Here is a 14,955-nt window from a genome sequence, read left to right as displayed (position 1 = left end):
GGTGCAACGGCCGCAGCGGACAGCAAGAAAGGAAGGGACCCGATGAGCTTCGTCATCACGCCCTTTGATGCGGCGGCAATCCTGATCGTCCTCGCGGCGGCGCTTGCCTATATCAATCACCGCTTCATCGGCCTGCCGACCAGTATAGGCCTGACAATCATGGGCGCCGTTGCGTCGCTTCTCGTCGTCGCGCTCGACCGTTTGCTGTCAGGGCCATCGGTGGCGGACGAAATCGTGAAATTTATCGCCGGCATTGATTTCCACGCAGCGCTGATGGACGGGATGCTCTCTTTCCTGCTGTTCGCGGGCGCGCTCCATGTCGACTGGACCGAAATGCGCAGGGGGCGCTGGGCAATATTGGCGCTTTCGACGATCGGCGTCCTTCTTTCGACGGCGCTCGTCGGTGCCGGACTTCACCTGCTTTCCGGCTGGATGGGTATCGCCATACCCCTGATCTGGTGCCTGGTTTTCGGGGCGCTCATCAGCCCGACCGACCCGGTCGCCGTCATGGGTGTCCTGCGCGAAACCGACGTTCCACCCACGCTGCAGGCGACCGTGGCGGGGGAAAGCCTGTTCAACGATGGCGTGGGAGTCGTGATATTCGCGATTCTACTTGCTACAGCGGCAAGCGGCGCCCCCCTTTCGCCGCCGCACGCCCTGCGGATGTTCGTGGCCGAGGCGGGCGGCGGGATTCTTCTGGGCCTTGTCATCGGCTGGACAGCCTTCAGGGCCATGCAGTCTATCGATGAGTATAAGACCGAGGTAATGATCAGCCTCGCAGTGGTGATGGGCGGCTACGCTCTTGCCAGCCAGCTGCACGTCAGCGGTCCAGTCGCGATGGCCGTCGCGGGGCTCATCATCGGCAACCACGGCGTCGCGCACGCGATGAGTGACATGACGCGCGATTATCTGCTCAAATTCTGGAGTCTGATCGACGACATTCTGAACGCGCTGCTGTTTCTGCTGATCGGGCTTGAGGTCGTTACCATTCCCTCCGACACGCGGATTATTCTGCTGGGTACACTCACGATTCCGCTCATATTTGCCGCCCGCTGCCTGTCCGTGCTGGCCCCTCTGGGCGTGATGCGAACCTTGCTCCCGCTGGGCAGGCTGGCGCCGATTACGCTGATCTGGGGCGGGCTGCGCGGCGGCATATCAATCGCCCTCGCACTCGGCCTGCCGGACGGCCCGGAGCGCCCCTATATTCTCGCGGCAACCTATATTGCGGTTCTCTTTTCGGTCATCGTGCAGGGCGGTACGATCGGACGGGCCATCAAATGGCGCGAAGCGCGGTCCTAGGGCCAGGGCGCGACGGTGATAGAGCATCTGGCAGAGCGGGGAGTTAGACCGTTGAGTTCAGCACTATTCAAAGGCGAGCTATTTTGCCGTGGACTATTTCGCCGACATCCCTTTCCCGTCACCATATGCGGAGTGGATAGGGGTCCCGCATGCCCGAGCATTGCCCCTATGCCGTGGTGGTAGACGCCGTCGGCCTCGGGAGCAGATCGCAAGGCATCAGCCTCGAACATTATCGGCTCCGCGACATTGATGTCTTAATTGCAGCGGCCCGCAGTCCGGCGTCACGCGCGTTGAATACACGCTGAAGATCTGCGGGGAAGAGCCAGTCGAAGTCGACAGGAGCCGCTCGGTCGGCGGGGTCGATGCTTGACCACATGGTCATTTTCCTTGCTGTGATCGGGGCTTCGGCGTACCGTACGGGTCAAGGTAGATCGATTAGCAGCACCTCCGCGTCGGTTTCCGCTTCGATCGCAAGTCTGTCTTCCGAAGTGACCGCGGCGCCGTCGCCTTCACGCATTTCGGTTCCGTTGAGGCTGACGATTCCTGCGACGACTTGAACCCAATAGCCGCGTGTCGGGTCGAGCGAGCGCATTAGGATATGGCGGTCGTCAAGGCGCGCGACGTCCATCACCGCGTCCTGCCGCAGCGTCAGCGATTCGTCGCGCGCATCACCGCTTGCTATCGTGACCCAGCGGTTGCGCGCACCGTCGTCGGCAAACGACCTTTGTTCGTAAGAAGGCGCGCCGCCAGCCTCGGCCGGAATAATCCATATCTGGAGCAGATGGGTGGGTTCGTCGGTACTGGGGTTGCGCTCGCTATGCCGGATGCCGGTGCCGGCACTCATCCGCTGCACCTCGCCCGCGCGAATGATCGCATTGTTGCCCAGATTGTCGCGATGCACAACGGCACCTTTCAGGACGATTGTCACGATCTCCATGTCTTGATGGCCGTGCTCGGGGAAGCCAGCGCCGGGGACGACGCGGTCTTCGTTAAGCACGCGAAGAGCCCGGAATCCCATATGCCTTGGGTCGTTATAGTCAGCGAAGGAGAAGCTGTGATGGGCGTCGATCTGGCCGCCTTGGTGACGACCACGCGCGCCGCGATCCCTGAACTGGATCATCTATTTTCTCCTGGGGTGGAGCGCCGCCGCGATGGCGACGCTCCAACCTGTCGTCATGCTGCGTCAACGAGGACGATCTCGCTGTCCTCGATCGCTGTTACGCGCAATATGTCCACATCGCTGATTGCGGCTCCATCGCGTGCATTCACGCGGAGGTTGTCGATCTGCACCGCGCCACTCGCCGGGACGAGATAGGCCTTGCGGTCCTTGCCGAGCGGATATTCGGCCGTCTCGCCGGCCCGCAGTGTCGCGCCGACGACGCGCGCGTCGGTGCGGATCGGCAGCGCGTCATTGTCATTGTCGTAGCCCGAGGCGAGCGTGACGAATTTGCCCGAGCGTTCGCCCTTGGGGAAAGGCTTGGCGCCCCACTGCGGCGCTTCGCCGCTGCGGGTCGGAACGATCCAGATCTGAAAGATCTTCGTGGTGACGTCCTCGAGATTATATTCCGAATGGCGGATACCCGTTCCGGCGCTCATGACCTGCACGTCGCCGGCTTCGGTACGGCCCTTGTTGCCGAGATTGTCCTGATGCGTAATCGCGCCTTCGCGGACATAGGTGATGATTTCCATGTCGCGGTGCGGATGCGGCGGGAAGCCGGTTTGCGGCTGGATCGTGTCGTCATTCCAGACGCGCAAATTGCCCCAGCTGGTGCGCGCGGGATCGTGATAGCCCGCGAACGAGAAATGATGCTTGGCGTCGAGCCAGCCGTGATTGGCGCCTCCAAGGCTGTCGAAAGGGCGAAGTTCGATCATTTTGTGTCTCCAGGGCGCGCCGGGGTGGCTGCCGTTGAAAAGCTTTTAGACATTGCCCGCCATTTGGTTCAGTGGGATAAATTGCATCGAACTGTTCGAGGAAGTGGAAAAGTGAACAATCCCGGCACCCCGACGCTGGACCAGCTTCGCATCTTCCTTGCTATCGTCGACACGGGCAGCTTCGCGGCGGCGGGTCGTCAGCTCAATCGCGCGGTTTCGGTGATCAGCTACGGTATTTCCAATCTTGAGGCGCAGCTCGGCCTCACGCTCTTCGAACGCGAGGGAACGCGCAAACCGCAGCTCACCGTCGCGGGCCGCGCGCTGTTGTCGGAAGTTCGCGCGATTTCCGTCGGTATCGATGGCCTGCGCGCCAAGGTAAAGGGGATGCTCGACGGCTTGGAGGCCGAGGTCGATCTCGCGGTCGACGTGATGCTGCCGTCCGAAAGGCTCGGCAAGGTGCTGCGTGCTTTTGCGGCCGAGTTCCCGACGGTGCAGCTGCGGCTTCATGTCGAAGCGCTCGGGGCGATTACCGCAATGGTTCTCGATCGCAAGGCGATCCTTGGCATATCGGGGCCGCTGGCCGCCGGGGTCGAGGGGGTCGAATGCATAGCGGCGGGATCGATCCCAATGGTCCCGGTCGCCGCGCCTGACCACCCGCTTAGCCGGATGGAACGTATCCCGCCGGGCGCGGGACGCGACTATACGCAGCTTGTCCTGACCGACCGATCGCGGTTCACCGAGGGGCGCGACTATTCGGTGATGAGTCCCAAGACCTGGCGACTTGCCGATCTCGGCGCCAAGCACGCGTTGCTGCGCGAAGGCATAGGCTGGGGCAATATGCCGCTGCCGATGATCGAGTCCGATCTTGTCACGGGAACGCTGATCCAGCTTGCGATGCCCGATCATCCAGGAGGGACCTATCGCTTTGCGGGCGTCTGGCGCCGTGACACGCCGCCCGGCCCGGCGGCATTGTGGCTGCTCGAACAATTTGTCGAGCTCGGACAGGATGACGCCGAGCTTGCCGGGATGATCGATCTCTAGAGCTTCAGCATTGCCTCGGCTCCAACCATTTGGATCGTGCGGGCTGGTCCCGTGTCGCGGATATAAGAGCCGGGGCGAAAGGCGGAGAGCGAGGCGGCGAAGGACAGAAGCGTCGTCGCTTGCCAAGCAACCGAAATTTCCAGCTGGTCGCCGATGTGGCGCGCTTCGCTGCCGCCAGCGGGACGGATGAGGCCGCCCGGTATGTCGTAGATGCCGTCGCCGCGGCTTTCGCGCCAGAAGCGTGCGGCGACGAGTTCGAGCGACGCCCCATCGCCAAGGTCGAAATCGATGCTGGGATGGAGGTTGATGATGTTGCGCGGCCCGATCGGCGACAGTTCGCCGAAATATTTGCCCTTCGGGAATAGTGCATTGAAGGTGCCGAGTCTGTCGTCCGTGGCATCGCGGTCGCCGCTGGCGATGTTTGCGCGAAGGCGCAGGCGCGGCTTCAGGGCCGCCTGCGGAAAGCTCCAGCTGGTTTCGGTCGCGAGCGACCAGGCGCGAATACGGTCGCCCGCGAAGTGGCCCCGCTGCAGCATCGCTTCCCAATTCCAGCCCAGGTCGCCGCGGCGTCCGAAGAAGCGCAGCCCGTATGTGTCGCGCATCTCGCGCCCGGCGCGACTGGCAAAGCGCGCGGCTTCATTGGAATATCCCAGCCAATAGGCGTCGACCCCGATGTCCTTGGCGGGCGTGACGGTCACGTAAAGCCCGTCGAGCCGCCGGGTCGTTGACGTGCGGTCGTCGAAATCGCCGGCACCGATCGCCACGGGGCGGAGATGAAATGCGTCGAGGCGGACCGGGCCAATATCCGCGATTGCGCGCACGCCGTCGAAAGCCTGCGGGATATTGGGGCCATAGCGGATGCCGACAAGGCGCTCTGACCCGAGCGCAACGAGTTCACGCCCGCCGCGCAGTGTCAGCTTGCCGGCGCCGCCCAGTGCGACGCGGACGTCGGCAAAACCCTGCAACAGGTCGATCCCGCTTTCGTCGGCTGGGCCCTTGCCCGCAGCGACACCGCGTGCATAGCCGGCGATACCCTGCACGAAGACGCGCGCCGGGCCGGCGTGAAGATCCGCATGCGGCATGACACGCAGCCAGAGATAGCCATCGTCGGGCGCCGGCGGATCGCCCCACAGATTGTTGCCGAAGCCCTCGAAGCGCGCCCGTGCTTCGGTGCCGAGGGTCAGATAGGCATCGCCCGTGTCATCGAGCGGCACATATTTGGGCTGCCGCCAGCCTTCGCGCGGGACGTCGCGCAGAAGCGACCAATCCTCGTCGTAGCGCAAATTGGTCTGCTCGACCGATTGCGCAAAGGCCGTTGCGGGCGCGAGCGCGGCGAGGAGCAGGAGGTGGCGCATCAGCGGGTGACGAAATGGCGCACGACTGGCGCCTCGCCGTTCAGAAAGGCAGCGAGCGCGTCCTGCTGCACGCGGTCGGCGTTGGTGACGCGATCATGCTGGCGCAGATGTTCAAGCCAGCTTTCGACGGTGAAGGTTTCCACCACTGTGCCGGGCGCCGCGGTATCCTCGTAAACACCCCAATGGATTGCGCCGTCGCGGCGGCGAATGCGGCGCATCGCCTGCATTGCGGTGAAGAAGTCGGACAGCTTCGCCGGGTCGACGTGATATTCGATCGTCACCAGCACCGGTCCGCTGTCATGTTCGACCGCGCCGTCGACAAGTGGCGCAGGCCAATGCGACGAAGGGGCAAGATCGAGCGCGCTCGCGCGGTCGAGCGGAAAGCGCCAGGCGAGGATCAGGCTCGCTGCAACGAGCAAAGTGGCGGACGCAAGCAGGGTCGATGGCACGCCGATGTGCGAGGCGATCGATCCCCACAAGGTCGAGCCCGCGGCCATCGAACCCTGGAAAATGAGCAGGTAGATGGCGAGCGCGCGCGCCTTGACCCAGCCCGGCGACGTTGCCTGCGCGCCGCCGTTGAGCGACGCCATCATTGCGATCCATGCGAGTCCCGCGACGAACAACGCCGCCGCAGCGGTCGCGAATTGCGCAGCCTGCGACAAGCCCGCCATGGCGATGGCGAGCAGGATCGAGGCGGCGAGGGTGATCGCATTGGCGCCCATTGTGCCGCGCAGCTTTGGCATCAGCATCGCGCCGCCGATCGCGCCCAATCCCATGAAGGTGAGGAGGCCGCCATAGCCAAGCGGGCCGAGCCCGAGGTCGCGGCGCGCTATGATCGGCAGCAGCGCCCAGAGACCACTGGCGAAGAGGAAGAAGCCGACCGAGCGGACGAGCACGACCTTAAGTTCGGGCGCTCGCAGCGCATAGCGCAAGCCGGCGCGCATCGCGCCCACCATATGCTCGGCGGGCAGGTGCCGATCGGGGGCGACACGCCGCCAGCGCGCGAGCACCACCAATATGCCGAGGATGGAAAGGGCATTGACGGCGAATACTGCGCCCGGCCCGGATGCTGCGATGATCAGGCCGCCGAGCGCGGGGCCGATCGCGCGCGCGATGTTGACGCCCAGCGAATTGAGCGCGACCGCCTGTTGCAGTGCGGGTCCTGGCACGAGTTCGGGGACGATCGCCTGGAAGGCAGGCGCCGAAAAGGCCGCGCCAATCGCGATGGCGGCGGTAAAGGCGAGCAGGACCCGGGCGTCGGTCAGACCCGCGAGCGTCAATGCCGACAGAATTGCCGCGCCGGTTAGGCCGAACAGTTGCGCCCCCATCAGCAGCTTGCGCCGGTCGACGATGTCGGCGAGCGCTCCGGCGGGAAGCGCGAGGACGAACATCGGAAAGGTTGTGGCGGCCTGCACCAATGCGACCATCAGCGGATCGGGCGACAGCGAGGTCATCAGCCAGCCCGCCCCGACGTCGTGCATCCAGGTGCCGATGTTCGAGACGACCGTGGCAATCCACAGCGCGCGGAATAGCGGGCTTGCGAGCGGACGCGGGGGAGGGGAAGCCGTGTCGGTCATGATTTTTGCGTCCGCAGGATCGCGGCGAGCATCAGGCCGCCGATCAGTCCGACATGTTCAAGGAAGCTGTTACGCTCGTGAAAGCGCGCCATTTGGTCGGCGACCTCCCAGAAGGGATGCGCGATCAGCGTCGCCGCGGCGGTGAATACGCCGAGCGCGCCCGCGCCGAGCCACGCCTGGCGGCCAAGGATGACGAGGAGCGAACCGCCGATCTGGACGAATATTGTTGCGATGACGGTGAGTATCGCAGGTTCGAGCCCGAAATGCCGGGCCTCGCCAAGCGCGCCTGACATATCGAATAATTTGGTGATCCCGCTCGTCCAATAAGGCAAGGTGAGAAGCGCTGCAGCAAGGGTTGAGAAGCCGCGCTTGCCAAGCAGGCGGGCGATGGGAGCGGGCGCGTTCATCGATCAGACTGCCCAGCAACCGCAGCCGAACGCGCCCCAGAAACTCTGGACGTCGGCGGCGGGGGTGTTGGCGCCGAGCGCTGCGGCATGGTCATGGCCGTGGACGGCGCAGGACGAAGCGCAGCCGCAGGCGGATGCCATCTTCTGCGCGCCTTCGGGCCGGCGATGATAGCCGCCGAAGGTCGCGACCGGCGACCAGTCGGGCATCGGCTTGGGCAGCGTGGGGGCGATCGGGCCATAATCGCCCTCGCCATGCACGATCTTGCCGCCGAGTATGGTCAGCACCGAACGCAGATGCACGATCTCGCTTTCGGCGACGCTGAAATAGTCATCCGAAAGCAAGGCGAGATCGGCGAGCTGGCCGGCCTTGATCTGTCCCTTCTTGCCGACCTCGTTCGAGAACCATGTATTCTTTTCGGTCCACAGGCGCAGCGCGGTTTCGCGGTCGAGGCGATTGCGGACGGGATAGAGGTTCGTACCGCCGAGCGTCTTGCCGGTTACGAGCCACGAGAGCGAGACCCACGGGTTGTAGCTCGCAACGCGCGTCGCGTCGGTGCCCGCGCCGACGGGGATTCCGGCCTCCATCATCCGCTTGATCGGCGGGGTCGCTTCGGCGGCCTTGGCGCCATAGCGTTCGATGAAATATTCGCCCTGGAACATCATCCGGTGCTGGACCGCAATGCCGCCGCCGAGCGCGGCGATGCGGTCGATGTTGCGCTCGCTGATCGTCTCGGCATGGTCGAAGAACCAGTTGAGGCCCTGAAGCGGGATATCCTTGTTGACCTTTTCGAACACGTCGAGCGCGCGGCCGATGGTCTGGTCGTAGGTCGCGTGGAGCCGCCAAGGCCATTTGCGTTCGGCGAGCAGGCGGACGACGGGTTCGAGGTCGCTTTCCATGTTCGCCGGCATGTCGGGGCGTTCGACGCGGAAATCCTCGAAATCGGCGGCCGAATAGACGAGCATCTCGCCCGCGCCATTGTGGCGGTAAGTGTCGTCGCCGTCGCCGGGTTTAACCTGGGTCGACCAGGTCGCGAAATCCTTAAGCTCCTCCTTCGGCTTTTGCGTAAAGAGGTTGTACGCGATGCGCAGTGTCATCTCGCCATCCTGATGCAGCTTTTCGATGATCTGGTAATCGTCGGGATAGTTCTGGAAGCCGCCGCCCGCATCGATGACGCTGGTGACCCCCAATGAATTGAGCTCGCGCATGAAGTGCTTCGTCGAGTTGAGCTGATACTCCTCTGGCAACTTCGGACCCTTGGCGAGCGTCGCATAGAGGATGGTCGCATTGGGCTGCGCCAGCAGCAGACCGGTCGGGTTGCCCGCGGCGTCGCGGACGATTTCGCCGCCCGGCGGGTTCGGCGTGTCTTTCGTGTATCCGACCGCCCGCAGCGCGGCGGCATTAAGCAGCGCGCGGTCGTAGAGGTGGAGGATGAACACTGGCGTCTCGGGCGCCGCGGCGTTGATCTCGTCGAGCGTCGGCAGGCGCTTTTCGGCGAACTGATGCTCGGTAAAGCCGCCCACGACGCGCACCCATTGCGGCGGCGGGGTGTTTTCCGCCTGGCGCTTCAGCATTGCGATCGCCTCGGCGAGGCTCGGCACGCCGTCCCAGCGCAGTTCCATATTATAATTGAGCCCGCCGCGGATGACGTGGATGTGGCTGTCGATCAGCCCCGGGATCAGACGGCGGCCTTTGGCATCGATGACGGTTGCGTCGGGTCCGGCGGCGGCGCGGACCGCCTGCTCACCGCCGACGCTCAGAAATTTTCCGTCGCGGATCGCGACCGCTTCGGCGACGGGATTGCCCTTGTCGAGCGTGGTCACCTTGGCGTTGACGATGATCAGATCCTTGGGGCTCATGGCGAAGCTTTCCGATGATGAGAGAAGGGCGGTGGTGGCGGCGCCGGCAAGCGCCTGGCGGCGGGTTATCGGGTTCATGCGTCATGCTCGCGGCGCGGCGGCGGTGCGCCGAGGACTTGGGGTGTGCAATCTTCCCGGACGAAGCGAGCCAGTTCAGTGGTATCGGCGAGACGCTTTACGACGGGGACGATCTGTTCGCCGAGCAGGATTCCGGCGAGGCCGACCAGCGCGACGACCGGAGGCGCGGGAGAACGGAGACCGAGCAGGCTGTAGACAAGACCGGCGAGCAGTCCGGCGCCCAGCGAGACGAGATAGATTTTCACGGGTCCGTTCTCCCTTATTTGCCTCAGGCCTGTACGAAGGCCAGCAGGTCGGGGTTGATGACGTCGGCGTTGACCGTCAGCATGCCGTGGCTGAAGCCCTCGTAGATCTTGAGCGTCGCATTCGGCAGGATTTCGGCCTGGAGTACGCCGGCATTCTTGTACGGCACGACCTGATCATCGTCGCCGTGCAGCACGAGGGTCGGCACGCTGATCGCCTTCAAATCTTCCGTCTGGTCGGTTTCCGAAAAGGCCTTGACCCCGTCATAATGCGCCTTGGCGCTGCCCATCATGCCCTGACGCCACCAATTGTCGATTACGGCAGGAATGACGGTCGCACCCTCGCGGTTGAAGCCGTAGAAGGGGCCCGAGGGCAGGTCGCGGAAGAATTTCGACCGGTTGGCCGCCAATTCGCTGCGGATTCCGTCGAACACTTCGATCGGCAGGCCGCCGGGATAGCGGTCGGTCTTCAGCATGATCGGCGGCACCGCCGATACCAGCACCGCCTTGGCGACGCGGCCCTGGGGAATGCCGTAGCGGGCGACATAGGCTGCGACTTCGCCGCCGCCCGTCGAGTGCCCGATATGAACCGCGTTCCGCAGGTCGAGATGTTCCATCACGGCCGCTGCATCGGCCGCATAATGATCCATGTCATGACCCTCGCTCACCTGCTGCGACCGGCCATGACCGCGGCGGTCGTGCGCCACGACGCGGTAGCCCATGGCGAGGAAGAAGAGCATCTGGTTGTCCCAGTCGTCCGACGACAGCGGCCAGCCATGATGAAAGACGATCGGCTGCGCGTCCTTCGGACCCCAGTCCTTGTAGAAGATTTGGGTGCCGTCCTTTGTGGTTACATAGCTCATGACAAATTCCCTTCAGCATTTGGATGGAGTGGACCGGATTCAACAACCCTCCGGTCCGGCGGGTGAAATCACTTCGAGGCCTCGGAGGCGCCGAACATCGTCTTGGCATAGGTGATCCCAAGGCCGTAGGCGCCGCCCCATTTGCGAGCGATGCCGGTCGTGAGGTCATAGGTTTCGGCGCGCGCCCAGTCGCGCTGCAGTTCGAGCAGATATTGCAGCGAGGTGATCGGCTTCGCGCCGGCCTGCACCATGCGCTCGACGGCGCGCTCATGCGCTTCGGTCGAGATATCGCCGCTCGCGTCGGTGATGACATAGGCGTCATAGCCCTGTTCAAGCGCCGAGAGCACGGGGCCAACGATGCAGACCGAGGTCCAGAGGCCGGCGAACACGAGCCGCTCCTTGCCAATGCGATTGACTTCGCCGATCACGGCGGCGTCTTCCCAAGTGTTCATGCTGGTGCGATCGAACAGCGCTTGCCCCGGAAATGCATCGGTGATCTCACTGAACATCGGGCCCGAGAAGCTCTTCTCGGCAACCGTGGTCAGTATGGTCGGGACGGCGAAGCCGGCAGCGCTATTGGCGACCAGTGCCGCGTTGTTGCGAAGCAGTTCGGGTGCGATCGACTTGGTGGCGAACGCCATCTGCGATTGGAAATCGATGAGGACCAGCGCATGATTGCTGGGATCCAGCAGCGCCTTGGCGGGGGTCGGGGTGGCTTTGATCGACATGGGTGGCACTCCTTCTCTGGAAGATCGGTGATCCCGATCATTCGGGGTACAGTCGATCTACGCGGAGGCGACCATCCTAAACAGTGAGATAAAATTGCCGCTTCCATTCTAAAATATAGAAAAGCAAATCATCAGCGCCGCACGGCGACCAGTGGATGTCATTGGGCTTTCGTCAATAGCGGCATCGCGGCGGGCAAGACGGATCCAATGCGATTGTGTGGTCGGCTAGGTCTGGTAAGGATGGCGGCATGAGGCAGGGGATGCTTTTTATCGGGCTGGTCGCATTTGCGATCATGCTCATGCTGGCCATATTTTTCGCGGCACGCTTCGGGGACGAGGAGTAGCTCGCCCACCGCTCGGTCGATTGAACCTGAGAGGCGATAGGCGCGGCAGTTTGATATAGGTTAAGTTCGCCCGGCCAGCGTTCCTGCGTTCGCTTTTCGAGGGCTTGCGCAATCTGTCCGGTCTCGCCATGGGTCTTCTCCACTCGCGGCGCGGAGACGGCAACCTCTATGGAATCGAAGAAGATCGCGTCGCTCGGACGCGACCGCCGCGCAAGCCGCACTATCGTAGCGCTGCTCGCGCTCGGATTTGTCGCGCTGCTCGTTGCTGCCGCGGCAACCTATTGGACCCAGCGCCAGAATGAGGAAATTGCCCAGCGCGTCTCGCACACGCTGCTGGTCGAGGCGCGACTTGGCGCCTTCGCGAGCGCCAATGAGCGGATGGAGACCGCAAGACGCGGGCTTTTGTTGACCAACGATCCGCGCTTCGCCGCGATCATGGACAAGGCCGAGGAGAGCGCCCGGGCACAGCTCGGCGAACTTGGCGCGTTGATCCGGGACAATCCGGAGCAGGTGGCGCGCGTGGCGCGGCTTCGCAAGCTCATCGACGCTTATGGCGCCTATAATCGCAAGGCGATCGGCGGCGGCATCGCGGCACGGCGCGCGGTCGTCGAGGGGTTTGCGAGCGATACGGGGGTCGCTTATGTCCGCGACGTTCGCGGGGTGGTCGATGCCATGATGGCGCACGAACTCGCGCTGCTTCGCGAGCGCGAAAGCAAGCAGCGGCGCACGCAGGCGCTATTCAACACCACGTTGCTGATCACCGGGCTGCTCATTCTGGCGGTCGCCGCGATCACGCTTCTTCTCATTCGCCGCAATCTCGTCGACCTTCGCCTGTCGCGCGAACAGCTTCGCCATTTGAACGAAAGCCTCGAGGAGCTTGTCGAAGCGCGCACCGCCGAGCTCAGCCGGGCCAATGCCGAGATCCAACGCTTCGCCTATATCGTCAGTCACGACCTTCGCTCGCCGCTGGTCAATGTGATGGGCTTTACCGCCGAGCTGGAAGCAGCGCGCAAGGCGATCGCCGATTATCTCGCGCGCAGCGAGGAAGGAAATTGGCAGGCGCCCGATCCCGCGACCCGCCTCGCGATCGAGGAAGACCTTCCCGAAGCGATCGGCTTCATCCGCAGCTCCACCCAGAAGATGGACCGGCTCATCAACGCGATCCTCAATCTGTCGCGCCAGGGTCGGCGGTCGCTGGCGCCCGAACGGCTCGACCTTGGGCTCGTCGTCAAGACGATCGCCGACAGCCTCGAGCATCGCATCCAGGATACGGGGACGCGGCTCGAAATCGGCGATTTGCCGCAGATCGTCAACGACCGGCTCGCCGTCGAACAGATACTCTCGAACCTCATCGAAAATGCGCTCAAATATCTCAAGCCCGACCGGCCCGGCGTGATCGCCGTCAGCGGACAATGCGAATATGGACGGGCATACGTCGAGGTAAAGGACAATGGCCGCGGGATCGACCCGCGCGACCATGATCGCATCTTCGACCTCTTCAGAAGGTCGGGAACACAGGACCAGCCCGGTGAGGGCATTGGTCTCGCTCACGCCAGGGCGCTTGCCTATCGCCTTGGCGGCACGATCGACGTGCAATCGGCGCTGGACGAGGGATCGATTTTCCGTCTCACATTGCCGGTCGAATGGAAAGGCGGAGAAGAAAATGCCTGAGCAACAGCAATCCGTAAATATCGTGATGATCGAGGATGACGAAGGTCATGCCCGGCTGATCGAAAAGAATATCCGCCGCGCCGGCATTTCGAACGCCATCCATCACTTTACCGACGGCACGTCGGCGCTCGACTTTCTCTATGATGCTGCGGAAGGGCCAGCGCGCAACGGTCCGGCGCTCGTCCTTCTCGACCTCAATCTTCCCGACATGAGCGGGACCGATATTCTGGCACGGCTGAAAGGCGCGGGCAGTGCGCTGCGCCGGACGCCCGTCGTGGTACTGACGACGACCGACGACAAGGTCGAAATCCAGCGCTGCTATGATCTGGGTTGCAATGTCTACATCACCAAGCCCGTGAATTACGAAAATTTCGCCGATGCGATCCGCCAGCTCGGCCTCTTTCTGTCGGTGATCCAGGTCCCCGATCCCGACCAGGCCTGACCGGAAGGGCTTAGTCAAGCGTGGCGCATATTCTCTATATCGACGATGACGAGGGCATCCGCCGCCTCGTCTCGCGCAATCTCGAACGCGAGGGGTTCAAGGTCAGCCTGGCAGCAAGCGGGGCCGAGGGGGTCATGATGACCCGTGCAGGGCGTTTCGACCTAATCGCCGTCGATCATTACATGCCTGGGCAGGACGGGCTCTCGACGCTTGATGCACTGCGCCGCGTCGCGGGCTGTCCGCCGATCGTCTATGTGACGGGTTCGGAGGAGAGCCGCGTCGCGGTCGCCGCGCTCAAGGCGGGTGCCGACGATTATGTCGTGAAATCGGTAGGCAGCGATTTCTTTGACCTGCTGGCGAGCACCTTCGGGCAGGTCCTTGAACGCGCCAGCCTCCGCCGCGATCGCGAGCGCGCCGAGGAGGAGCTCAGGGCCAGCAACGCGCGGCTCGAGGCGCTGCTGACGGAAGTCAATCACCGCGTCGCGAACAATCTCCAGATGATCATGTCGTTCGTCGCGCTCCAGGCGAAGACACTCCCCGATCCCGAAGCGCGCGAGGCACTCAAGAAGACCCAGCAGCGGATCGCAACCGTCGCGCAGGTGAACCGCCGTCTCTACACCAGCAATGACGTCGAATTCGTCGCGATGGACGACTATCTGGAGGGCCTCGCCGCCGACCTCGGCGCCAGCTGGTCGACCGGCGCGGCGCACCGCGAAGTTCGCGCCGAGGCCGAGCCGTTGCGGATCGCGACCGACAAGGCCGTCGCGCTCGGAATGATCGCCAATGAATGGGTGAGCAATGCCTGCAAATATGCCTATGGGGCCGCCGAAGACGGCGCAGTGAGGATCATTCTGCGCCGGAGCGGCGATGGCATGGTTGAACTCGGCGTCGAAGATGACGGGCCTGGTTTTTCAGCCGGCGGGCCGGCGCAGGGCACCGGGCTGGGTACAAAGCTCATCGATGCAATCGCACGTACCCACCGCGCCGAGGTGCATTATGAGTCTGACCAGGCGGGCGGACGGGGAATGCGTGCCAGGATCCTGCTGCCCCTCAAGGCTGGTGAACTCAAAGCCTTCGAGCCCTTTATCTGAGCATATTGCCAAGGGAAGGGCCGGGGCGGTGCAAGCGTGGCGTTGGGCGCCGTTGGACGTGCCGGTCGGCGCGTCGGGTCGCCTGAAA

14 protein-coding genes are annotated in these 14,955 nt (G+C 63.6%); 5 read left to right on the top strand and 9 right to left on the bottom strand.

Going from position 1 to position 14,955, the window contains the following annotated elements:
* Nucleotides 1-42: 42 nt before the first annotated feature.
* Nucleotides 43-1,299 carry a cation:proton antiporter gene (locus AOA14_RS01655; protein ID WP_062900512.1) on the top strand — a complete coding sequence of 419 codons (1,257 nt, stop codon included), beginning with the start codon at nt 43-45 and terminating at the stop codon, nt 1,297-1,299.
* Nucleotides 1,300-1,720: 421 nt separating this feature from the next.
* On the opposite strand, the gene AOA14_RS01650 is transcribed toward AOA14_RS01655, so the two are convergent.
* Together AOA14_RS01650 and AOA14_RS01645 are read right to left on the bottom strand one after the other, a co-directional pair.
* On the bottom strand, nt 1,721-2,419 hold the full coding sequence (locus tag AOA14_RS01650; protein ID WP_062900511.1) for a pirin family protein: 699 nt from the start codon (nt 2,417-2,419) through the stop codon (nt 1,721-1,723).
* A gap of 53 nt (nt 2,420-2,472) precedes the next feature.
* Nucleotides 2,473-3,171 carry a pirin family protein gene (locus AOA14_RS01645; RefSeq protein ID WP_062900510.1) on the bottom strand — a complete coding sequence of 233 codons (699 nt, stop codon included), beginning with the start codon at nt 3,169-3,171 and terminating at the stop codon, nt 2,473-2,475.
* Nucleotides 3,172-3,282: 111 nt separating this feature from the next.
* On the opposite strand from AOA14_RS01645, the gene AOA14_RS01640 reads away from it, so the two are divergent.
* Nucleotides 3,283-4,212 (top strand): LysR family transcriptional regulator, encoded by a 930-nt coding sequence (locus AOA14_RS01640; protein ID WP_062900509.1) that lies wholly within the window; start codon nt 3,283-3,285, stop codon nt 4,210-4,212.
* Here the strand turns inward: AOA14_RS01640 and AOA14_RS01635 are convergent.
* The 7 genes from AOA14_RS01635 to AOA14_RS01605 all read right to left on the bottom strand — a co-directional run bounded on the left by AOA14_RS01635 (nt 4,209) and on the right by AOA14_RS01605 (nt 11,319).
* Nucleotides 4,209-5,567, bottom strand: coding sequence for an alginate export family protein (locus AOA14_RS01635; protein ID WP_062900508.1), 1,359 nt, complete (start codon nt 5,565-5,567; stop codon nt 4,209-4,211). The two genes, AOA14_RS01640 and AOA14_RS01635, sit on opposite strands and share 4 nt — an antisense overlap.
* Complete coding sequence (locus AOA14_RS01630; protein ID WP_062900507.1) at nt 5,567-7,144, bottom strand: MFS transporter; 1,578 nt, start codon at nt 7,142-7,144, stop codon at nt 5,567-5,569. The genes AOA14_RS01635 and AOA14_RS01630 overlap by 1 nt, the downstream gene beginning before the upstream one ends.
* Nucleotides 7,141-7,551, bottom strand: coding sequence for a DoxX family protein (locus AOA14_RS01625; RefSeq protein ID WP_062900506.1), 411 nt, complete (start codon nt 7,549-7,551; stop codon nt 7,141-7,143). Before AOA14_RS01625 ends, AOA14_RS01630 begins: the two co-directional genes overlap by 4 nt.
* A 3-nt stretch (nt 7,552-7,554) precedes the next feature.
* Nucleotides 7,555-9,486 carry an amidohydrolase gene (locus AOA14_RS01620; protein ID WP_062900505.1) on the bottom strand — a complete coding sequence of 644 codons (1,932 nt, stop codon included), beginning with the start codon at nt 9,484-9,486 and terminating at the stop codon, nt 7,555-7,557.
* The gene (locus tag AOA14_RS01615; RefSeq protein ID WP_062900504.1) at nt 9,483-9,731 is read right to left on the bottom strand and encodes a XapX domain-containing protein; all 249 of its coding nucleotides are present in this window, start codon (nt 9,729-9,731) and stop codon (nt 9,483-9,485) included. The genes AOA14_RS01620 and AOA14_RS01615 overlap by 4 nt, the downstream gene beginning before the upstream one ends.
* A 23-nt stretch (nt 9,732-9,754) precedes the next feature.
* Nucleotides 9,755-10,591 (bottom strand): alpha/beta fold hydrolase, encoded by an 837-nt coding sequence (locus tag AOA14_RS01610; RefSeq protein ID WP_062900503.1) that lies wholly within the window; start codon nt 10,589-10,591, stop codon nt 9,755-9,757.
* Nucleotides 10,592-10,659: 68 nt separating this feature from the next.
* Nucleotides 10,660-11,319 carry a hydrolase gene (locus AOA14_RS01605; protein ID WP_062900502.1) on the bottom strand — a complete coding sequence of 220 codons (660 nt, stop codon included), beginning with the start codon at nt 11,317-11,319 and terminating at the stop codon, nt 10,660-10,662.
* A 512-nt stretch (nt 11,320-11,831) separates the two neighbouring features.
* On the opposite strand from AOA14_RS01605, the gene AOA14_RS01600 reads away from it, so the two are divergent.
* Genes AOA14_RS01600 through AOA14_RS01590 form a run of 3 tightly spaced genes read left to right on the top strand, consistent with a single transcriptional unit; the run spans nt 11,832 to nt 14,867 of the window.
* Nucleotides 11,832-13,334 (top strand): sensor histidine kinase, encoded by a 1,503-nt coding sequence (locus AOA14_RS01600; protein ID WP_062900501.1) that lies wholly within the window; start codon nt 11,832-11,834, stop codon nt 13,332-13,334.
* Entirely contained in the window at nt 13,327-13,776 is a 450-nt protein-coding gene (locus tag AOA14_RS01595; protein WP_062900500.1) for a response regulator, read from the top strand. Before AOA14_RS01600 ends, AOA14_RS01595 begins: the two co-directional genes overlap by 8 nt.
* 20 nt (nt 13,777-13,796) lie before the next feature.
* Nucleotides 13,797-14,867, top strand: coding sequence for a response regulator (locus tag AOA14_RS01590; RefSeq protein WP_062900499.1), 1,071 nt, complete (start codon nt 13,797-13,799; stop codon nt 14,865-14,867).
* Nucleotides 14,868-14,955 lie beyond the last annotated feature (88 nt).

It is taken from the genome of Sphingopyxis terrae subsp. terrae NBRC 15098, from assembly GCF_001610975.1.
Classification (GTDB): Bacteria; Pseudomonadota; Alphaproteobacteria; order Sphingomonadales; family Sphingomonadaceae; genus Sphingopyxis; species Sphingopyxis terrae_A.
Note: the sequence above shows the minus strand (reverse complement) of the source record. Positions and strands in the feature narration are given on the sequence as shown.